General features: G+C 56.1%; 20 protein-coding genes. 11 read left to right on the top strand and 9 right to left on the bottom strand.

Features of this window, described 5'->3' with window-relative positions; genetic code table 11:
- Nucleotides 1–27 precede the first annotated feature (27 nt).
- The 8 genes from A936_RS08495 to hutH all read left to right on the top strand — a co-directional run bounded on the left by A936_RS08495 (nt 28) and on the right by hutH (nt 9,705).
- A complete protein-coding gene (locus A936_RS08495) occupies nt 28–1,248 on the top strand; it encodes an aspartate aminotransferase family protein (protein WP_008456627.1) in 1,221 nt (406 codons plus the stop codon).
- Entirely contained in the window at nt 1,245–2,279 is a 1,035-nt protein-coding gene (gene astA, locus A936_RS08490; RefSeq protein ID WP_008456625.1) for an arginine N-succinyltransferase, read from the top strand. The genes A936_RS08495 and astA overlap by 4 nt, the downstream gene beginning before the upstream one ends.
- Nucleotides 2,276–3,754: a succinylglutamate-semialdehyde dehydrogenase gene (gene astD / locus A936_RS08485; RefSeq protein WP_008456623.1), complete on the top strand. Its 1,479-nt coding sequence runs from the start codon at nt 2,276–2,278 to the stop codon at nt 3,752–3,754. Before astA ends, astD begins: the two co-directional genes overlap by 4 nt.
- Nucleotides 3,751–5,082, top strand: coding sequence for an N-succinylarginine dihydrolase (gene astB, locus A936_RS08480; RefSeq protein WP_008456621.1), 1,332 nt, complete (start codon nt 3,751–3,753; stop codon nt 5,080–5,082). Before astD ends, astB begins: the two co-directional genes overlap by 4 nt.
- A 10-nt stretch (nt 5,083–5,092) precedes the next feature.
- Nucleotides 5,093–6,058 (top strand): succinylglutamate desuccinylase, encoded by a 966-nt coding sequence (gene astE, locus A936_RS08475; protein ID WP_008456619.1) that lies wholly within the window; start codon nt 5,093–5,095, stop codon nt 6,056–6,058.
- A 334-nt stretch (nt 6,059–6,392) separates the two neighbouring features.
- A complete protein-coding gene (gene spy, locus A936_RS08470; protein ID WP_008456618.1) occupies nt 6,393–6,878 on the top strand; it encodes an ATP-independent periplasmic protein-refolding chaperone Spy in 486 nt (161 codons plus the stop codon).
- Between the two features lie 473 nt (nt 6,879–7,351).
- Entirely contained in the window at nt 7,352–7,897 is a 546-nt protein-coding gene (ves, locus tag A936_RS08465) for an environmental stress-induced protein Ves (protein WP_008456615.1), read from the top strand.
- Between the two features lie 263 nt (nt 7,898–8,160).
- A complete protein-coding gene (hutH, locus tag A936_RS08460; protein WP_008456613.1) occupies nt 8,161–9,705 on the top strand; it encodes a histidine ammonia-lyase in 1,545 nt (514 codons plus the stop codon).
- Nucleotides 9,706–9,734: 29 nt separating this feature from the next.
- Here hutH and cho read toward each other — a convergent pair whose 3' ends face one another.
- The 3 genes from cho to nadE all read right to left on the bottom strand — a co-directional run bounded on the left by cho (nt 9,735) and on the right by nadE (nt 12,449).
- Nucleotides 9,735–10,598, bottom strand: a complete 864-nt coding sequence (cho, locus tag A936_RS08455) for an excinuclease Cho (protein ID WP_008456612.1) — start codon at nt 10,596–10,598, stop codon at nt 9,735–9,737.
- 66 nt (nt 10,599–10,664) lie between these two features.
- Nucleotides 10,665–11,555 carry an aromatic amino acid DMT transporter YddG gene (gene yddG, locus A936_RS08450; RefSeq protein WP_008456610.1) on the bottom strand — a complete coding sequence of 297 codons (891 nt, stop codon included), beginning with the start codon at nt 11,553–11,555 and terminating at the stop codon, nt 10,665–10,667.
- A gap of 66 nt (nt 11,556–11,621) precedes the next feature.
- Entirely contained in the window at nt 11,622–12,449 is an 828-nt protein-coding gene (nadE, locus tag A936_RS08445) for an NAD(+) synthase (RefSeq protein ID WP_008456608.1), read from the bottom strand.
- A 267-nt stretch (nt 12,450–12,716) separates the two neighbouring features.
- Between nadE and osmE the strand changes: the two genes are divergently transcribed.
- Together osmE and cedA are read left to right on the top strand one after the other, a co-directional pair.
- Nucleotides 12,717–13,058, top strand: coding sequence for an osmotically-inducible lipoprotein OsmE (osmE, locus tag A936_RS08440; RefSeq protein WP_008456607.1), 342 nt, complete (start codon nt 12,717–12,719; stop codon nt 13,056–13,058).
- 151 nt (nt 13,059–13,209) lie between these two features.
- Nucleotides 13,210–13,446, top strand: a complete 237-nt coding sequence (cedA, locus tag A936_RS08435; protein ID WP_008456606.1) for a cell division activator CedA — start codon at nt 13,210–13,212, stop codon at nt 13,444–13,446.
- Nucleotides 13,447–13,490: 44 nt separating this feature from the next.
- Here the strand turns inward: cedA and A936_RS08430 are convergent, their stop codons facing one another.
- From A936_RS08430 to hxpB, 3 genes are all read right to left on the bottom strand, one after another.
- The gene (locus A936_RS08430; protein ID WP_008456603.1) at nt 13,491–14,882 is read right to left on the bottom strand and encodes an L-cystine transporter; all 1,392 of its coding nucleotides are present in this window, start codon (nt 14,880–14,882) and stop codon (nt 13,491–13,493) included.
- 132 nt (nt 14,883–15,014) lie between these two features.
- Nucleotides 15,015–15,605 carry a metal-dependent hydrolase gene (locus A936_RS08425; protein WP_008456602.1) on the bottom strand — a complete coding sequence of 197 codons (591 nt, stop codon included), beginning with the start codon at nt 15,603–15,605 and terminating at the stop codon, nt 15,015–15,017.
- A 121-nt stretch (nt 15,606–15,726) separates the two neighbouring features.
- Nucleotides 15,727–16,395: a hexitol phosphatase HxpB gene (gene hxpB, locus A936_RS08420; RefSeq protein ID WP_008456600.1), complete on the bottom strand. Its 669-nt coding sequence runs from the start codon at nt 16,393–16,395 to the stop codon at nt 15,727–15,729.
- 168 nt (nt 16,396–16,563) lie between these two features.
- Between hxpB and A936_RS08415 the strand changes: the two genes are divergently transcribed.
- Entirely contained in the window at nt 16,564–17,100 is a 537-nt protein-coding gene (locus A936_RS08415) for a YniB family protein (RefSeq protein WP_008456597.1), read from the top strand.
- A gap of 36 nt (nt 17,101–17,136) precedes the next feature.
- On the opposite strand, the gene A936_RS08410 is transcribed toward A936_RS08415, so the two are convergent.
- The 3 genes from A936_RS08410 to pfkB all read right to left on the bottom strand — a co-directional run bounded on the left by A936_RS08410 (nt 17,137) and on the right by pfkB (nt 19,406).
- Complete coding sequence (locus A936_RS08410) at nt 17,137–17,997, bottom strand: fructosamine kinase family protein (RefSeq protein WP_008456595.1); 861 nt, start codon at nt 17,995–17,997, stop codon at nt 17,137–17,139.
- A 98-nt stretch (nt 17,998–18,095) separates the two neighbouring features.
- Nucleotides 18,096–18,377: a type V toxin-antitoxin system endoribonuclease antitoxin GhoS gene (gene ghoS, locus A936_RS08405; protein ID WP_008456593.1), complete on the bottom strand. Its 282-nt coding sequence runs from the start codon at nt 18,375–18,377 to the stop codon at nt 18,096–18,098.
- Nucleotides 18,378–18,476: 99 nt separating this feature from the next.
- The gene (gene pfkB / locus A936_RS08400) at nt 18,477–19,406 is read right to left on the bottom strand and encodes a 6-phosphofructokinase II (protein ID WP_008456592.1); all 930 of its coding nucleotides are present in this window, start codon (nt 19,404–19,406) and stop codon (nt 18,477–18,479) included.
- Between the last annotated feature and the right edge of the window lie 235 nt (nt 19,407–19,641).

Genomic DNA, 19,641 nt, shown 5'->3' with positions numbered 1-19,641 from the left:
ACTTTTTGTTTACCGTGAGGGGTCACTATGTCGCAGTCAATTACACGCCAACATTTCGACGAATGGATGATGCCGGTTTATGCCCCTGCGCCTTTTATTCCGGTTCGTGGCGAGGGTTCCACCCTGTGGGATCAGCAGGGAAAAGACTACATCGACTTTGCCGGTGGCATCGCGGTTAACGCCCTGGGACATGCTCACCCTGAAATGCGCAAAGCGCTGGAGGAGCAGGCGGCAAAATTTTGGCACACCGGCAATGGCTACACCAATGAGCCGGTATTGAAGCTGGCGAAGCAGCTCATCGACGCTACCTTTGCGGAGAAAGTGTTCTTCTGTAACTCAGGGGCCGAGGCCAACGAGGCGGCGCTGAAGCTGGCGCGTAAGTATGCCCATGATAATTTTGGCGCACAGAAAAGCGGTATCGTAGCGTTCAAGAACGCGTTCCATGGCCGCACGCTGTTTACCGTCACGGCCGGTGGTCAGCCCGCTTATTCTCAGGACTTTGCGCCGCTGCCGCCGCAGATTAACCACGCGGTATTTAACGATTTACAGTCTGCCCGTGAGCTGATTAACGACGAAACCTGTGCGGTGATCGTCGAGCCTATGCAGGGTGAAGGCGGGGTCGTTCCAGCGACGCCAGAGTTCCTTCAGGGGCTGCGCGAACTTTGCGACAAACACAACGCCGTACTGATTTTTGACGAAGTACAAACCGGCGTGGGCCGCACCGGCTCGCTGTATGCCTATATGCATTATGGCGTGACGCCGGACGTACTCTCGACGGCCAAAGCGCTGGGCGGCGGCTTCCCGATCGGCGCGCTGCTGACCACCGATCGCTTTGCCAAAGTGATGGTGGTGGGCACCCACGGCACCACCTACGGCGGCAACCCGCTGGCCTCTGCTGTGGCCGGACGCGTGCTGGAAATCATTAATACGCCGGAGGTGCTCAACGGCGTGAAACAGCGCCATGACTGGTTTGTTGAGCGCCTGAACCACATTAACCAGAAGCACCAGCTGTTCAGCGAAGTACGCGGCTTAGGGCTGCTGATCGGCTGTGCCCTGCGCCCTGAACATGCCGGTAAAGCGAAACTTATTCTGCAGGCTACCGCGCAGGAAGGCCTGATGATGCTGATCGCCGGGGCTAACGTGCTGCGTTTTGCCCCTGCGCTCATCGTCAGCGAAGCAGAAGTTCAGTTGGGCCTGGATCGCTTCGAGCGTGCCTGCGAACGCTTCCTCGCGGGAGTTTCATCATGATGGTAATCCGCTCGATTGAACGAGGCGATCTGCCGGGGTTGCTTAAGCTTGCCGGGAAAACCGGCGGCGGGCTGACCTCGCTCCCCGCCGACGAAAAAACGCTGGCCGACCGAATCGAACGCTCGCTGCAGACCTGGCAGGGCGGGCTGCCGAAGGGCGATCAGGGCTATGTTTTTGTGCTGGAAGATACCAGCAGCGGCCAGATGGTGGGGATTTGCGCCATTGAGGTGGCCGTGGGCCTGAATGACCCCTGGTACAACTACCGGGTCGGGACGCTGGTTCATGCCTCCAAAGAGTTGAATATCTATAACGCACTGCCGACGCTTTTTCTCACCCACGACCACACCGGAGCGAGCGAGCTTTGCACGCTGTTCCTCGACCCGGCCTGGCGTAAAGAGGGCAACGGGTATCTGTTATCCAAGTCTCGTTTTCTGTTTATGGCCGCCTTCCGCGAACGCTTCAATGACAAAGTGGTTGCCGAAATGCGCGGGGTAATCGATGAACACGGGCATTCACCGTTCTGGGAAAGCCTTGGGAATCGCTTCTTCTCTATGGAGTTCGCTCGCGCCGACTACTTGTGTGGCACCGGGCAGAAAGCTTTTATTGCCGAGCTGATGCCAAAACACCCGATTTATACCGACTTCCTTTCCAAAGAGGCGCAGGCGGTTATCGGCCAGGTGCATCCGCAAACGGCGCCAGCGCGCACCGTGCTTGAAGCCGAAGGATTCCGCTATCGTAACTATGTCGACATCTTCGACGGTGGTCCTACTCTGGAGTGCGATATCGACCGCGTGCGGGCGATCCGCAAGAGCCGCCTGCAAACCGTCGCTGTCGGCCAGCCTGCTACCGACGAACTGCCCGTTTGTCTGGTCGCCAACGAAAATTATCACCAGTTCCGCGTGATGCTGATCAAAGCCGATCCCAAAGGCGAGAAACTGGTTATTGATGCCGCCACCGCCGATGCGCTGAAGTGCGCCAGCGGCGACACCGTGCGCGTGGTGCGCCTGTGCCCTGAGGAGAAAAAAGTATGACTAACTGGATCAACGGACAATGGGTGCCGGGCCGCGGCGAAGCGCTGTTAAAACATAACCCTGTCAGCGGCTCGCTGCTGTGGGAAGGGCTGGTGGCGGATAAAACGCAGGTAGAAGAAGCCTGCCGTGCGGCTCGTGCGGCGTTTCCCGCCTGGGCGAAACGCCCGTTTGCAGAACGCCAGGAGATTGTGGAGCGTTTTGCCGGCCTGCTTGAGACGAATAAAACTGCACTCGCTGAAACAATTGCGCAGGAAACCGGCAAACCTCGCTGGGAAGCGGCCACCGAAGTGACCGCGATGGTTAATAAAATTGCCATTTCCATCAAGTCTTACCACACCAGAACGGGCGAAACGCACACCGCGATGCCGGACGGGGCGGCGACTTTACGCCATCGCCCTCACGGCGTGTTGGCAGTCTTTGGCCCTTACAATTTCCCTGGCCATTTGCCCAACGGCCATATCGTGCCGGGACTGCTGGCCGGCAACACCCTGGTGTTTAAGCCGAGCGAGCTAACGCCGCGTATCGGTGAACAGGTGATGAAGTTGTGGGAGGAGGCGGGTATCCCGGCTGGCGTGCTGAACCTGGTGCAGGGGGGACGCGAAACCGGCGAGGCGCTGTCTAATCAGTCGGAACTTGATGGGCTCCTGTTTACCGGCAGCGCGGGCACCGGCTACCACCTTCACCGGCAGTTTGCCGGGCAACCGGAGAAGATCCTTGCCCTGGAAATGGGCGGGAACAACCCGCTGATCGTCGAAGACCCGCAGGATATCGACGGCGCCGTTCACGTGGCTATCCAGTCGGCGTTTATCACCGCCGGGCAGCGCTGCACCTGCGCCCGCCGCCTGCTGGTGAAACAGGGTGAGCAGGGAGATGCATTTATTCGTCGCCTGGTTGAAGTCTCTGCCCGTTTGCAGCCGGGGGAATGGGACGCTATGCCACAACCGTTTATTGGCGGATTGATTTCGGTGCAGGCGGCTGAAAGGGTGCTGACCGCGTTTCAGGCTCACGTTGCCCGCGGTGGTAAACCGCTGCTTGAACCAAAAATGATTCGTCCAGGCACCTCTTTACTGACGCCGGGCATCGTGGAGCTTAGCGGCGTGGCCGACGTGCCGGATGAAGAAGTGTTTGGCCCGCTGCTGGCGATTTACCGCTATGACAGCTTTGACGACGCGATTAGGATGGCGAACGACACACGCTACGGCCTGGCGAGCGGGCTGATTTCACCGTCCCGCGAACAGTTTGACCAGCTTTTACTGGAAGCCAGAGCCGGGATCGTGAACTGGAATAAACCGCTGACAGGGGCCGCCAGCACTGCGCCATTCGGCGGCGTGGGCGCTTCAGGTAACCACCGCGCCAGCGCCTGGTATGCGGCGGATTACTGCGCCTGGCCGATGGCCTCGTTGGAAAGTACAAGCTTCGCGTTGCCACCAACCCTGAGCCCAGGGCTCGATTTTAGCCGCGAGGCGCAGCCATGAAGAAAGCACGTGAGGCCAACTTCGACGGACTGGTGGGGCTGACCCACCATTACGCCGGGCTGTCGTTCGGCAATGAAGCCTCGACAAAGCACCAGTTTCGCGTGTCTAACCCGAAGCTGGCGGCGAAGCAGGGGCTACTGAAAATGAAAGCGCTGGCGGACGCGGGTTATCCGCAGGGCGTGATTGCCCCGCAGGAGCGTCCGAATATTGGCGTGCTGCGTCAGATAGGCTTTAGCGGCAGCGACGAGCAGGTTGTTGAGCGTGCAGCTCGGCAAGCTCCGCAGCTGCTGTCCGCCACCAGTTCGGCCTCTTCGATGTGGGTGGCCAACGCGGCGACGGTATCACCGTCAGCCGATACGCTGGACGGCAAAGTACATCTCACCGTCGCCAACCTGAACAATAAGTTCCACCGCGCCAGCGAAGCACCGACGACGGAAAGCGTGCTGCGGGCGATGTTCCGGGATACCGGGTGTTTTGCCGTGCACGGCGCGCTGCCGCAGGTGGCGATGTTTGGTGACGAAGGTGCCGCCAACCATAACCGTTTAGGCGGCGAGTATGGCGAGCCGGGCGTGCAGCTGTTTGTTTATGGTCGCGAAGACTCGAAAAGCGGGCAGGCACCGGCGCGGTATCCCGCTCGTCAGACGCTGGAGGCCAGCCAGGCCGTGGCACGTTTGAATCAGGTACGTTCTGAGCAGGTTATCTTCGCTCAGCAAAACCCGGCGGTGATCGACCAGGGCGTTTTTCACAACGACGTTATTGCAGTTTCTAACCGCGAGGTGCTGTTCTGCCACCAGCATGCGTTTGTGGATCAGCCGGGGCTTTATCAGCGCCTGCGCGAAAAAGTCCCGGGCTTTACGGCCCTGGAAGTCCCGGACGATTTGGTTTCGGTGGCGGATGCGGTTTCGACCTATCTGTTTAACAGCCAGCTGTTGAGTCGCGCCGACGGCGGCATGACGCTCGTGCTGCCGGAAGAGTCTCGCCAGCATCCAGGCGTCTGGCGCTACCTTAATCAACTGCTGGAGGCGGATAACCCTGTCCGTGAGCTGCAGGTGTTTGATCTGCGGGAAAGCATGGCTAACGGCGGTGGCCCGGCCTGTTTACGCCTGAGAGTGGTACTGACGGACGAGGAGCTTAAAGCCGTTAATCCGGCGGTGATGATGAACGACACGCTGTTTATGACGCTCAATGGCTGGGTTGATCGCTGGTATCGCGACCGTTTAACCCAGGCTGATTTAGCCGACCCGCAGCTGTTGCGCGAGGGGCGTGAAGCCCTGGATGAACTGACGCACATTCTGGATTTAGGTTCCGTGTATCCGTTCCAGCAATAGGGGAGAAATAATGATTGATTTTCTGGCGCAGACGCTGGCCGGCAAGGCGCCTGAACAAACCTCCGGGGAGAATGCTTATCTCAGCTGGCGTTGGTGGGATGAAGGTATTCTGACGTTGACGCCGCGTGAGGCGGCAGGGAAAGCGCTGGTCATATCGGCCGGGATTCACGGCAACGAAACCGCCCCGGTGGAGATCCTTGGCCAGTTGACCAACGGCTTGATCGCGGGGCAGCTTCCGCTGCAGTGGCGCACGATGATTATTCTGGGTAACCCAGCGGCGCTGCGCGCGGATAAGCGTTATACCCATAGCGACATGAACCGTATGTTTGGCGGGCGCTGGCAGCAGTTTCCTGAAAGCGTAGAAACCCAACGTGCGGCAAGGCTTGAACATGCCCTCGAGCAATTCTGGTCGCGAAGTGAAGAGCAAACCCGCTGGCATCTGGATATGCATACCGCTATTCGTGGCTCTTATCACCCCCGGTTTGGCGTGCTTCCTGCGAGGCCGCTGCCTTATAGCGAGAGCTTTTTAACCTGGCTGGGCTGCGCCGGGCTGCAGGCGCTGGTGTTTCATCAAAAGCCCGGTGGCACCTTTAGTCATTTCAGCAGCGAGCATTTTGGGGCGCTGAGCTGCACGCTCGAGCTGGGAAAAGCCAGGCCGTTTGGGCAGAACGATCTTGGTCAGTTCGCGATAACTAAAGAAGCAATCTCAGCGTTGTTAAGCGGGGCAGAGCCGCCGGTCATGGAGATAGAACCGCAGCGTTACCGTGTCGCGCAGCAAATCACCCGACAGTCGGAGAAATTTGTGCTGCACATGTCCGGCCAAACGCAGAACTTTACCGCGTTTTCGAAGGGCACCCTGCTGGCTGAAGATGGTGAGAAGCGTTATGTCGTTGCCGGTGAAAAAGAGTACGTTTTATTCCCCAACCCGGATGTGGCGCTGGGGCTGAGAGCGGGCCTGATGTTGGAGGAAATTTAAACTTTAAGCAGCTCTTAATAATTGAGCTGCTTAATCATTTCCTGTTGTTAATTTATTTGCGGATAATTCCTGGGTACAGGGTTTATTCACTATGTTGATTGCTGTACACTCTTCATATTGTCTTTATAATCAGTGCGTTGTTATATTTAGTTGCACTATTCCCCGCCTTAATCCTTATTTTCTTCATAATTGATGCATTCTTGTTTTATACCCTTTCAATGATTTACGGATGCCACCGTCTCCTTGACGATAAGACTCGTAAACTCATTCTCGTCAACACGGCATCGTCGTTTTAAGCGAGCCGTCAATTTAATGAAAAGAGAAGGTTAAAAATATGCGTAAATTAACTGCACTGTTCGTCGCTTCTACCCTGGCTCTGGGTGCCGCTAACCTGGCGCATGCTGCAGACACAACCCCGGCTGCGGCTCCACAAACCGATGCTCCGATGATGCACCATAAAATGATGCGCGGCCCGATGCACGACATGATGTTTAAAGACCTGAACCTGACCGATGCGCAGAAACAGCAAATTAAAGACATTATGAAAGAACAGCGCGGCAAGATGCAGCGCCCGTCCGTTGACGAACGCCGCGCCATGCATGACGTGATTGCCAGCGACAGCTTCGACCAGGCCAAAGCCCAGGCGCAGATTGATAAAATGGCCGAGCAGAACAAAGCGCGCATGCTGGCGCATCTGCAAACCCAGAACAAAATCTACAACATTCTGACCCCGGATCAGAAAAAACAGTTTAATGCGAATTTTGAGAAGCGTCTGACAGAACGCCCTGCGCATGAAGGTAAAATGCCAGCTGCTCAGTAAGCCTGAGCGACTAAATTAAGACCGCCGGTCCTGTTCACAATAGCGAGGTACGCTGTGAACAGGATCGGCGGTTTTCTCGTTTAATCATGTCACTCCACTCTTTCCCCTTCGCTCGACTCAAATAATACCGCCCGGCAATAATCACGCCGACGGGATAAGCCATTTTAAACACTCTATTTCAGCAGCTTACATTCAAAATTGCAGTTCACTCCGCAGATTTTACCGACCGGTATTGAGGGCGATAAATTTACTTTGCTTCCCGATAAAAAAGCCGCTAAATCATTGTCACAAAAATAGAACCAGGGCTACAGCAACCGGCCACGGCTGCCGATAACACTGGCGTCAGGCACAGATCTGACGAACAAAACAGAGAACTGATGAGCAGGCCGCCGGGGGAGCTCTTCCTTTGGGGGCGCTCAATTTAAAGAGCAAATGCCAGGGCACACGGATGCCGTGCGTCCTCAGGAGTGGTGATGGAATTCTTTGATATACGAAAGGTGCCGGTTAACCTCTGGCGCAACGGCGCCGGGGAAACGCGAGAAATATGCTGTTTTCCACCCGCGACGCGAGATTTCAACTGGCGTGCCAGTATCGCCTCTTTGGCCCACAACGGCGAGTTTCCGGTCTTTCCGCAGGTTGACCGGGTAATGACTCTGCTGGAGGGGAGCGAGGTTGTTCTCGACGGCGGAAAGGCGTTCAGGCATACGCTCAAGCGCCATCAGCCTTTTACTTTTGCCGGCGAGCAGCCCGTAAAAGCCGAGCTGACTCGCGGCATGTCGATGGACTTTAACGTGATGACTCGCCGGGACCGATGCCGGGCCCAGGTGCGGGTGGCGGACAGAACCTTTACCACTTTTGGTACCCGAGGCGGCGTTGTTTATGTCCTGAGCGGGGAATGGCAGCTGGAAGATAAGCTGCTTTCACCGGACCAGGGCGCCTGGTGGCAGGAGGGCAGCCACACGCTGCGGCTGTTAAAAAACGAAGGGCAACTGCTGTTCAGCGAAATTACCTATTTGTAGACCGACTGCCCGGAAAACTGGCCGGGCAATGCTCTTTCTTCCTGATGAATATCCTCAGAAACTGCTGTGCAACTGCGGTTTTGTTCTTCATTTCCCCTGCCTGTAAACGCCCGGCAGCATCCCGTGCTGGAAAAATTTCACAAGCGCGATCCGGCTCACCGATCGATAAAAAAGTCCTATGACCCGCTGGCGGATTATTTGGTTTATTAGTTAAGTTGTATATACAAATATAGACAAAAACCCGATGCAAACAGGATGCTGACATGTCAACGCAAAAGAAGCTATGCAGTCTCACTCCAGGTTCCGTTTCACTGGCCACTCTGCGCGAGATCTACCATGGAAACGTGCTGCTCAGGCTTGACCCCGGGGCGGTTGCCGCCGTTGAGCGTGCGCTCGGCACGGTAGAAGCGATTGTTGCCCACGGCGACGTGGTTTACGGTATTAACACCGGTTTTGGCAAGCTGGCACAAACCACCATCGCCACCGATCATCTGGCTGAACTTCAGCGTAATCTGGTGCTTTCTCACAGCGTGGGGCTTGGCGAAGCGCTGCCGGATGATGTTGTCCGACTGGTGATGGCCAGTAAAATTATCAGCCTGTCACGCGGGCATTCCGGCGTTCGTCTGCTGGTGATTGATAGCCTGATTGCGCTGTTTAACTCGGGCGTAATGCCGGTGATCCCGGAGAAAGGCTCGGTGGGGGCATCCGGTGACCTGGCCCCGCTGGCGCATCTGTCGCTGATGTTGCTCGGGGAAGGGAATGTCAGGGTGAACGGCGAACAGATCCCTGCCGGTGAAGGTTTGAAGCTGGCAGGCGTAAAGCCGCTGGTACTGGGGCCAAAAGAGGGCCTGGCGCTGCTGAACGGGACCCAGGTTTCGACGGCGCTTGCGCTGCGAGGGTTGTTTGAGGGCGAGAAGGTGTTTGCTGCCGGGCTGGTGGCGGGGGCCTTGTCGCTGGAGGCTATCAAAGGCTCCGTGAAACCATTCGACGCGCGTATCCACCAGGCTCGCGGCCAGGCGGGACAAATTGATGTGGCTGCGGCGGTCACTGCACTGCTTGCCGACAGTAAAATCGTTGATTCTCACGTCCACTGTGGCCGCGTGCAGGATCCTTATTCCATTCGCTGCGTGCCGCAGGTTATGGGCGCGTGTCTGGATAACCTGCGCCATGCGGCGCGTGTTCTGCAGATTGAGGCCAACGCCGCCTCGGACAACCCGCTGGTGTTCAGCGACACCGGAGAAGTGATTTCCGGAGGCAACTTCCACGCAGAGCCCGTTGCCTTTGCCGCCGATATTATCGCGTTAGCGGTGGCGGAAATTGGCGCAATTTCGGAACGTCGCCTGGCGCTGCTGCTGGATACCGGGCTGTCCGGCCTGCCGCCGTTCCTCGTGAAAGAGGGCGGGATTAACTCCGGCTTTATGATTGCGCAGGTCACCGCTGCTGCACTGGCCTCGGAGAATAAATCGCTCGCTCATCCGGGTAGCGTCGACAGTCTGCCAACGTCTGCGAATCAGGAAGACCATGTTTCGATGGCGACCTATGCGGCTCGCCGTCTGGGATCTATGTGCTTTAACACTGCGGCGGTGGTTGGGATTGAGGCTATGGCGGCCGTTCAGGGCATCGAGTTTCACCGGCCGTTGCGCAGCTCACCCCTGCTTGAAAACGTCTTCGGGGATATTCGCGAACGCGTGGCATTTCTGGAAAAGGACCGCCTGCTGGCACCGGATATCGAGCAAATGCGTCTCTGGGGCTGCAGCGACGGCTGGCCGGAAGCTATCACCAAGCTTCTGCCTTCGTCGGCGGCATAGCACTTTTAGACTCCTCTCTTGGGGGGAGTCTACTCCAGTTCTATCACCTCATATTCCCCGCTCAGCATCAGCTTGCAAAGGATCTTGTAGCCGTCGTTATCAAAGCCCTCCGGCGGCTGGCGGCGGGTTGTCGCGTCAGTTAACTGCTGCACGGACCCAAGATAAAACCAGTGATCGATCAGGTGATACTCGGTCATCTCCGGGCTGCGTTCCACGATGGCGACGGCATTTTTCCATGGCCAGCAAATCAGGCGAACCTGTTCGAGAGCCTGAACCAGGCGGGCATGATGCTCGGCCTGAGTCTCTTTCCCGCAACAGGCTCCGGCGCAGCGTTTAAGCGCTGAGCGAAAACAGGCCCGGCCCTTACTCAGTGATTCCAGGCCCAGCAGGCCGTAACAGAGGCGATGCTCATCGGCCAGCCCTTGCAGCGTTTGCAGCGCGGCCCGGCGGTTAGCGTACAACCCATACAGGCCCGGCTGGCGGGAGAAATCGACATCTTTGGCATATACAACCTGCGGTGTGTCCCCCTGAAGAGACAGGGAACAAAGCTGGCGGTTACGACGCAGGCGTTTGTTGAACAAAGGCTGTTGCTCTTTGATCATTTGCGCTTCGAGCAGCAGCGCTCCGAGTTCGCCGGCAGTGCGGATAAAGGTAATACGGCGAGACTGCCTCAAGAGTGCGGCTTCATCAGGCGTACGAAAATGGGACATCACGCGCGTGCGGATATTGACACTTTTGCCGATATACAACGGCATAACGTCGCTTTCACCGTGAAAAACATAGACGCCGGGTTTTTTGGGCAGGTCATCAAGCCATGGCCTGAGATGCTCCGGATATTCATAGACCGCCGCGGCTTCAAACTCTAACCGCGACGTATTTGCACGCCTGACCACATCGGACTCCTGGGTACTGTTTATTTCACCAGTATAGCAGTCGTGAAGGTGAAGAGGGAATCGCCCTTAACCATAGTGCCGCGTGGCAAGCCAGCAAAGCAGAGAGCCGCCTACAACCATCAGTACACCTTGCCAAAAAGCAAAGCCGGGATGCAGACCCAGCCACAGCGTGGCGAGCAGGGCCGATAATACCGGCGTGAAGTAGGAAGCCGTGGCAAGCAGCGTCATGTTTCCCCGCTGGATACCAACATTCCAGGCTGAATAGGCGACGGCGGTAGAAATCCCCATAAATAACAGCTGCGCCGTACCGGATAGCGTGAAATGCATTGTTGGATGTGCCACAAAGGCGAACTTAATCCACAGCACCAGCGCGGTGGCGCAGAAAAACAGGCTGACGCCGCTTTTACCTTCGCTCCAGCGGCGAGTCAGGTTGCAGTAGAGCGCCCAGATGATGGCGGCGGCAAAAGCCAGGCCGTAGGCCAGTGGGTTATCGAGAATGTTGTGCCACATCACGAGAGGCGACCAGTCGCCGTCTCCTTTCATTACCTGCACAATCCCCGCCAGGGAAAGCGCGAGCCCAGGCCACAGCCATAAATTGCTGCGCTGGCCGTTAATAAACAGGGCGAAAAAGACGGTCAGGCAGGGCCAGAGATAATTGATCATCCCCAGTTCCAGGGACTGAGCGCGGGTGTGCGCCAGGCCAATTGAAAGCGCCAGGCTTATTTCATAGCCCACAAAGAGCAGCCCGCCAACCCAGAGATAACGGGGTGGGAGTTCGCGTATTTTGGGCAAACCTCGGGCGAGGCAAAGACACAGCGCGCTGACGGTGTAGAGCAGGGCCGCGCCGCCGACTGCGCCAAAGTGCTCGCTGATGCTGCGCAACAGGCCAACGGAGGTACTCCAGAGCAGGATTGCGATAAGGCCTATAAGCGTGGCGCGTTGCGAAGAGGTGTCCATGTCCATCCTGTAAAAAAGGCGGCACTACGCCGCCCTGAAAAAATGCTAATGCAAAGCTGTTTCTGACTATTTTTTCCAGAAATCATCAAACACGGTAATCGGCGGACGGCGTTTGTGTTCCGTTTTCAGATACCAGCCTTCGATGATTTTTGCGGTTTCAGCCGGCACGGTTTTGCCTTCCAGATAATCGTCAATTTGCACGTAGGTTACGCCGAGGGCCGCTTCATCCGGCAGAGAAGGGCGATCGTCTTCGAGATCGGCTGTCGGGGCCTTCAGGTACAAATGTTCCGGGCAGCCGAGCGTTTTCAGCAGCAGTTTGCCCTGGCGTTTGTTGAGGCGGAAAAGAGGATTAATGTCGGTGCCGCCGTCGCCATACTTGGTGAAGAATCCGGTTACGGCTTCCGCGGCATGGTCAGTCCCCACGACGACGCCTTTGGTCATCCCGGCGATGCTGTACTGCGCTTTCATGCGCTCGCGGGCTTTTTCATTGCCACGAACAAAATCGCTCAGCTCGATTCCCGCTTCGCGCAGAGCCTGCTCGCTGGCAAGCACGGCGCCCTTGATGTTCACCGTTAACACGCGATCCGGCTGGATAAACGCAATGGCATCCTGGCAATCCTGCTCGTCGGCCTGTACGCCAAACGGCAAGCGCACGGCGATAAACTGATAGCTGTCGTCGCCGCTTTCTTCACGCAGTTCGCTGATAGCTAGCTGGCAGAGTTTGCCCGCCAGAGTGGAGTCCTGGCCGCCGCTTATCCCCAGCACCAGAGATTTAATAAACGGGTAGGTTTTAAGGTACGTTTTCAGAAAATCAACGCTGACGCGGATCTCTTCGCTGGCGTCGATCTGTGGCTTAACGCCCAGTGCCTGAATAATCTCTTGTTGCAGAGCCATTTAACCCCTCCAATAAGCTGTACCCGCAACGCGCAGGCCGCAAAATTTAACTGTCCTAAAACTTACCCTGTTGCGCTGAAAACGACAAGGCTCAAAGGCTTACCCGGCCTGCAGACGGCGAGTTTTTCTGCAAACCAGACAGGATCCTTATGAATACTCTTATTGTCCGAATTTTCACGCATTAAGGGTAACGAGTTGAAAAATGTTCTTTTATATTCCAGGCTTATCTAACACGCAGGATCAATACATTCATTGATGAGGATAATTATGAATAATAAATTTGCAGGATTTTTAGGCGCGGCAGCGGTAATGACTATGCTGGCAGGGTGTACCGCTTACGATCGCACCAAAGATCTGGTGACTGAGCCGGTAGTGAAAGATGTGAAAAAAGGCATGACCCGTGCCCAGGTTCAGCAGATTGCGGGTAAACCGTCTTCCGAAATCACCATGATCCACGCCAAAGGGACCTGCCAGACCTATATTCTGGGCCAGCGTAACGGTAAAGCTGAAACGTATTTTGTCGCGCTGGATGACACCGGTCGCGTGATGAATTCGGGCTACCAGACCTGCGCTGAATACGACACCGATCCGCAGGCACCTAAAGCCTAGGCTAGCACGCCGTAAAGGACCCGGCTGCAGTCTCTGCGCCGGGCTTTTTTTTGCCTTACGGGCGGAGACAGAGAAGAGGGGGCGACGAGGAAGGGTGAGATCCGCTATCATGGTGAGGTTGTTCACTAATTCAGTTCCAATCCCGTTGCCTATGAAACCACTGCGCCAACCGAATACACGCCCAATCATTACCTACACGCCGCGCGTGGAGCCAGCTCCGCCTTCTCATGCGTGGCGAGTAGACGGGTTTAAAGATGTCTATCTGCTGCGCGGGCAGTATGTAGCGTTTGTTTTACTGGGTGATGCCTTCCGCCAGTCGCCGCCGTTTACTTTGCCCGAGTCGGCACAGCGCTGGGCGAAACAGGTTCGACAGGAAAACGAAGTATAAAAAAAGGCCGCTATCACCAGCGGCCTTTTGTTTTTCAGTTCAGATTAACGGTGGGCTAATTCCACTTCATCGTCGCTGTTCAGAATCTCTTTGTCGGTCTGCTTCATCAACTGGCTGGTAATGGTCCCGGCGGTCATCGACCCGCTAACGTTCAGGGCGGTACGGCCCATATCAATCAGCGGTTCAACGGAAATCAGCAGCGCGACCAGCGTGACCGGCAGCCCCATCGCGGGCAGCACAATCAGCGCGGCGAAGGTTGCACCACCGCCCACGCCGGCTACGCCTGCGGAGCTAACGGTCACAATCCCTACCAGCGTCGCAATCCAGACAGGATCCAGCGGGTTAATCCCTACGGTCGGAGCCACCATCACGGCAAGCATCGCCGGGTAGAGACCTGCACAGCCGTTTTGGCCGATGGTTGCACCGAAGGAGGCGGAGAAGCTGGCAATTGATTCTGGCACGCCAAGACGGCGGGTTTGCGCTTCCACGTTCAGCGGGATACTCGCCGCGCTGGAGCGGCTGGTGAACGCGAATGTCAGCACCGGCCAGACTTTGCGGAAGTATTTCACCGGGCTAACGCCGTTGAAAGCCAGCAGAACGGCGTGAACGCCAAACATAATTGCCAGGCCAAGGTAAGACGCCACCACGAAGCTGCCCAGCTTGATGATGTCCTGCAGGTTTGAGCCCGCCACTACTTTGGTCATCAGCGCCAGCACGCCGTATGGCGTCAGCTGCATGACCAGGCGAACCAGCTTCATGACCCAGCTTTGCAGGGTGTCGATAGCCACCAGTACGCGCTCACCTTTAGGGGCATCATCTTTCAGCAGCTTCAGCGCTGCGACGCCCAGGAAGGCGGCAAAAATCACCACGCTGATGATAGACGTCGGGTTGGCACCGGTCAGGTCAGCAAACGGGTTTTTTGGCACGAAGGAGAGGATCAGCTGCGGGACGGTCAGGTCAGCCACTTTACCAATGTAGTTGGACTGAATCGCCGCCAGACGAGCGTTTTCTGCATTGCCCTGCACCAGGCCTTCAGCGGTCAGGCCAAACAGATTGGTGACCAGCACCCCGACCAGCGCGGCAATCAGCGTGGTAAACAGCAGTGTACCGATAGACAGAACGCTGATTTTCCCCAGCGAAGATGCATTATGCAGTTTGGCGACGGCACTCAGAATTGAGGCGAAGACCAGCGGCATAACAATCATCTGCAGCAGCTGCACATAGCCGTTACCGACAACATTAAACCACTGAATGGAATCTTTCAGCACCGCGCTGTCGGAACCATAAATGGTGTGCAGCGCCAGGCCAAAGATCACGCCCAGTACCAGACCTGCCAGCACTTTTTTGGCAAGGCTCCATTGCTTGTGGCGAGTTTGCGCCAGCAGCAATAGCAATACAACGAACACCACAATGTTCGCGACCAGTGGAAAATTCATCCCCGTATCTCCTGATTTATTGTCACGCGGCCGCGCAGGGGCGACCATTATGTTGCAAAGCGTAACAGATGGCAGGGCGTTGGCTTATATTCAAAAGGAATTGATTATTACCAAATGAATGATATTGGCTGTTTAACGCTCAGACTGGTGAGTTATAAAGCTATTAAAGGTGGTTTGCAGCGAATTTATCATCTGCGAAGACCAGCGTACTGCACCGTTTTCGGGCAGGCCCTGGGGCATCCAAACCGCAAAACCAAACAGCGCCATGCACAGGGCGCGCTCAAGCTGATTGCCTTTTTGTGGGCGAACGATGGGGAAACGGAAACGCCAGCGGCACGGCCACAATAGCGGCACCCCGGCAGGCGTTAGCATGTCGGCAAGGATATGGCTGAGGTAACCCAGCACCATGCCCTGCAGCGCATCGGCCGGAATGACCCAGCTTTCCGGTACCTTGAGGTAAAACAGTGCCAGCCCGGCGAACACCACGAACAGGCTGTGGGTAAACCCCCGGTGGCCGCACATTCGCGCCACCGGTTTTGAGATCCAGCTTAGCCGCTGGCCCAGAAAGGATTTTGGGTGGTCAATATCCGGCAACAGGCAGGTCAGAATCGCGGACGGCACAATATGCCACCAGTCACCCTGGGCGAGGACGGGCGTCAGTTCGGCGTTTTTGGCAAAAACTGCGCAGGCAATAGAAAAGAGCAGGTGGCCTTCCGCCGTCATGATACAACCTGAATGAAGAAACTGTCGATTCATCCAGTATAGGGTTTTTGTACAGTATTCGGAAGAGGTGACGGTGTAACATTTTGTCAGGAAGATGGGCGGCCTGAGCCGCCCGACAGGTTTAGCCTTTCAGGCTTGTTTCCGTTAGCTGAACCAGAGAAGGAAGTTTGACGTCCGCCAGGCACCAGCGTGGGTCCGCAAAGTTTTCCTCGGCAGGCACCACAATGGAGCGCATCCTCGCCGCTTTAGTGGCGATCATACCGTTGACGGAGTCTTCGAGCGTCACGCAGGAGAGCGGATCGATCCCCAGCTTCGCGGCCGCATCGAGATACACTTGTGGATGCGGCTTGCTGTAAGGCAGATGTTCGGCGGAGGCAATAGCGTCGAAGTCCTGGCGCAGGTCGAACATTTCAAGCACCTTTTCCAGCATGTGCAGCGGAGACGCAGAAGCCAGGCCAACCTTTAGGCCCAGCGTTTTGCAAAGCTTCACCGCTTCAATAACGCCAGGCAGCAGCGGGCGCTGTTCCTCAACCAACGCAATAGCACGTTCGATAACGCGCGCGGTCACTTCCTCACGGGATGGTCCGGTCCACGGCTGGCGTGAATACCAAAGTTCAACCACCAGGTCGATGCGTAATCCCAGCGTGTCGGGCAGTTCGTGACGACGCGTAATATCGACGCCGATGCTCTCCAGCACGTCCAGCTCCGCACGATCCCAAAGCGGTTCGGAATCTATCAGCAGCCCATCCATATCAAAAATTGCTGCGAGGATTTGGCGCGTTTCGGCCATAAAATGACTCCTTTCTGTTCGTCAAAATAAAATGTTTGTGTATCTTTAGCCGGAAACAAAGCTCGAAGCTACCGCTTTTGCGAATTTAGCCCGCAAAGCTCAGGCGAAATAGCGCCACACAGGGTAGACTTTGAGCGTATAACGTTACGTCCTAATAAAGGGGAGTACATGACGTATCAACAAGCTGGACGCATTGCGATTTTAAAGCGCGTGGCGGGCTGGATTATTTTTATCCCGGCGCTTCTGTCGACGGTAATTTCCATCCTGAAATTTATGTATCAGCACAGCGAAAAACAGCCGGGCATTGACGCCGTAATGATGGATTTCGCTCACGTGATGATTGAGATGATGCGGTTCAATACGCCGTTCCTGAATTTCTTCTGGTACAACTCGCCGCTGCCGGATTTTAACGGCCAGGTGAACGTCTTCTTCTGGCTAATATTTGCGCTGATTTTTATCGGTCTGGCGCTGCAGGACTCCGGGGCCCGCATGAGCCGTCAGGCAAAATTCCTGCGCGAGGGTGTGCAGGATCAGCTGATTCTTGAACAGGCCAAAGGGCCGGAGGGACTCAGCAAAGCGCAGCTCGATGCAAAAGTGGTTGTGCCACATCACACGATCTTACTGCAGATTTTTCCGCTTTACGTCCTGCCGGTGATTGTCATCGTAGTGGGCTATTTCTTCTTCAAGCTGCTCGGCTTTTTATAAAATAACGGGCCACGCCGTTCAGGCGCGGCCTGCTTTTTACGCCGCTAATACTTTCTCCAGCGCTTTTTGCGCCGTCACCAGGTGCTGCCCGCCGAACAGAATCGCCCGGTTAAGCAGGGTATAAAGTTGGTAAATGGGCTGGCGGTCGAGGAAGCCCGCCGGAAGAGGAGAGACGGACTGATAGCCGTCGTAAATTTGCGGCGGCTGGTCGTTGTGCAGCGGCAGCATGGCCAGGTCGCATTCCCGGTCACCCCAATAGCAGGCGGGATCGTAAATAAAGGGCCCGTCAGGCCCGAGGGCGCAGTTGCCCGACCAGAGATCGCCATGCAACAGGGAAGGCTGAGGCTGATGCGAGGCCAGCGACTGCTGGACAACATCAACGATCAAATCAATATCGCCATAGTCGATGCCTTTTTCCGCCGCCATTTCCAACTGCCAGCCAATGCGCTGCTCGGCAAAGAAGGTCGACCAGCGTCGCTGCCAGGCGTTGGGCTGCGGGGTGGTGGAGAGATCGTTGTCGAAGTCCAGACCGAACTGCGGCTGGTCGCTCCATTGATGAAGCCGGGCCAACTGCTGACCGAGGAGAAACGCGTTATGGGCATCGAGGGGTTTAGAAGGCAGATACTCCAGCAGCAAGAAGCTGTAATCTCTGTCGCTGCCGAGCGCCCAGACCTTGGGTACTCTGACGGTTTTACTGCGCGACAGGAGCTCTAGCTGATCGGCTTCTGCCGTGAAGATGGGCAGCATTTCGCGTTCGTCACACTTGACGAAAATCTCGTGGCCCGCATAACGAATATGCCATGCCGCGTGAATTTCGCCGCCGGGTAGCTCAGTGCGCTGTTCAATCTCTGCTTCGCCTAACTGCTCGCTTAACAAATGACGGATGGCTTGCCACATGACTTTTCTCCCCAGGTTGGCTGGTAGACACTGCAATCAATAGCTTATCGCCGTTTGCCGGGCAAAAACACGCGCTGACGCACAACCCCGGCCAGTACTTACTTTTGTTTCTGCCAGGCTTCCCAGCGGGTAACGACGACGTCAGGCTCCGTGCCAAGCGCTACGCTTCCCAGCCCTCTGGCCAACGCTGCAACTTCTTGTTCATCAAGCGGACTGATTAGCCCGAAGCTGCCCGGGCCAAGTTCGTGAATTTTGCCTTGATCATCGGTGAGCGTGAGGGTAAAACCGCCGCGCGTGAGCTGGTTGTTCAGCTCGTTGATGTCGGCCAGGCTTTGCTCTTCAAATTGCACCGTTATCAGATAGCGTTCAACTTCGCTCATAGTCACCCCGTTGTTATCCTGAAGGTTTTAGCATAGTTCATGCTGCCGGAATGGCGATATTCTCGCCCGGCGGCAGCCCGTTTATTCTGCAACGAAACGTTAGCCTCGTAGCCAGGCGTAGATCTTCTGCGTATTTTCCAGCGAGCAGAGGCGGGTGCCTTTGTTCAGCGTAGCGGCACTGCCGGCAGCCACGCCATAGCGAACGATATCCAGCAGAGGCGCGTTTTCCGCAAGCTTGATCGTCATGGCGCCAACCATGCTGTCTCCGGCGCCGACGGTGCTTTGGCTTTTGACCGGCGGTGGCACAACGTGCACACACTCTTGTGTATCAACCGCCAGGGCTCCCTGGGCTCCCAGAGAAACCACGACGCGTTTTGCCTGGCCGCTGTCGACAAGGTGCTGCGCGGCGGCTCGCACATCGTCCGGCTGCGTAAGTTCGCGCTGAACTAAGGCGCTCAGCTCTTTTTGGTTTGGCTTCACCAGTTCGATGTTGCCTAACGCGAGTGTGGCTTTCAGTGCCTCTCCTGAGCTGTCCACAATGCAGCGTATGCCTTTCTCCTGAGCCATTTTTACCAGGCGGCAGAGCTTTTTGAGATCAACGCCCGGCGGCAGGCTCCCGCTGATCGCCAGAATATCGCCGGAATGAAGGGCAAGGGCTTTTTGTTCCAGGTGCAGGAATTCATCCTCCGTCAGGGCGGCTCCAGGCATAACGAATCGATATTGTTCGCCGGTAGATTCGGTATGTACGTGCAGGTTCTGGCGAGTCCAGTCTTTCGCTTCCACGGTGTCCACGGTGACATGCTCTTCAAGCAGCAGATCGCGAAGGTGCTGGCCAGTCGCGCCGCCAACCGGAAATATCGCCGTGGCGTGTCCCCCCAAATGGACAATGGCACGGGCAACGTTTATACCGCCGCCGCCGGGTTCAAAGATGGGCGAGGTGCAGCGAAGTTTCCCTTCAGGATAGATTTGCGCCGTGACGGTGGCGCTGTCGAGGGAAGGGGCGAGGGTGAGTGTAAAAATAGCGGTCATGTCTCCTCCTTTTTTAGCCATTGTCCTAAAGCGTAGCACCGAAGCGGGAAGTGAAATGTTAATTAAAATCATGATTTATCGAATGATTATCCAAAAACCATAACCTTCGTATCCTTATGAAAATAAAGATATTTTAAGAGCTCTCTTATACAAAAAATGAAACAAGAATCCATTGCTATGTTATTGCGGAGTTTTTATAATTTGTAACCTTTCCGGGGCGGCTTCGATTTGATCC

Origin of the sequence: Enterobacter sp. Ag1 (genome assembly GCA_000277545.1) — a bacterium.
Lineage (GTDB): Bacteria > Pseudomonadota > Gammaproteobacteria > Enterobacterales > Enterobacteriaceae > Cedecea.
This window is presented reverse-complemented; position numbering and strand designations above follow the sequence as displayed.

Coding starts and splice junctions, on each gene's coding strand:
- A936_RS08425 (WP_008456602.1), bottom strand. CDS start 15,605: ATGACGGCGGAAGGCCACCTGCTCTTTTCTATTGCCTGCGCAGTTTTT.
- astE (WP_008456619.1), top strand. CDS start 5,093: ATGATTGATTTTCTGGCGCAGACGCTGGCCGGCAAGGCGCCTGAACAA.
- ves (WP_008456615.1), top strand. CDS start 7,352: ATGGAATTCTTTGATATACGAAAGGTGCCGGTTAACCTCTGGCGCAAC.
- astB (WP_008456621.1), top strand. CDS start 3,751: ATGAAGAAAGCACGTGAGGCCAACTTCGACGGACTGGTGGGGCTGACC.
- osmE (WP_008456607.1), top strand. CDS start 12,717: ATGAATAATAAATTTGCAGGATTTTTAGGCGCGGCAGCGGTAATGACT.
- A936_RS08495 (WP_008456627.1), top strand. CDS start 28: ATGTCGCAGTCAATTACACGCCAACATTTCGACGAATGGATGATGCCG.
- ghoS (WP_008456593.1), bottom strand. CDS start 18,377: ATGAGCGAAGTTGAACGCTATCTGATAACGGTGCAATTTGAAGAGCAA.
- A936_RS08410 (WP_008456595.1), bottom strand. CDS start 17,997: ATGTGGCAAGCCATCCGTCATTTGTTAAGCGAGCAGTTAGGCGAAGCA.
- hxpB (WP_008456600.1), bottom strand. CDS start 16,395: ATGGCCGAAACGCGCCAAATCCTCGCAGCAATTTTTGATATGGATGGG.
- nadE (WP_008456608.1), bottom strand. CDS start 12,449: ATGGCTCTGCAACAAGAGATTATTCAGGCACTGGGCGTTAAGCCACAG.
- hutH (WP_008456613.1), top strand. CDS start 8,161: ATGTCAACGCAAAAGAAGCTATGCAGTCTCACTCCAGGTTCCGTTTCA.
- yddG (WP_008456610.1), bottom strand. CDS start 11,555: ATGGACACCTCTTCGCAACGCGCCACGCTTATAGGCCTTATCGCAATC.
- A936_RS08415 (WP_008456597.1), top strand. CDS start 16,564: ATGACGTATCAACAAGCTGGACGCATTGCGATTTTAAAGCGCGTGGCG.
- cedA (WP_008456606.1), top strand. CDS start 13,210: ATGAAACCACTGCGCCAACCGAATACACGCCCAATCATTACCTACACG.
- spy (WP_008456618.1), top strand. CDS start 6,393: ATGCGTAAATTAACTGCACTGTTCGTCGCTTCTACCCTGGCTCTGGGT.
- astD (WP_008456623.1), top strand. CDS start 2,276: ATGACTAACTGGATCAACGGACAATGGGTGCCGGGCCGCGGCGAAGCG.
- astA (WP_008456625.1), top strand. CDS start 1,245: ATGATGGTAATCCGCTCGATTGAACGAGGCGATCTGCCGGGGTTGCTT.
- pfkB (WP_008456592.1), bottom strand. CDS start 19,406: ATGACCGCTATTTTTACACTCACCCTCGCCCCTTCCCTCGACAGCGCC.
- A936_RS08430 (WP_008456603.1), bottom strand. CDS start 14,882: ATGAATTTTCCACTGGTCGCGAACATTGTGGTGTTCGTTGTATTGCTA.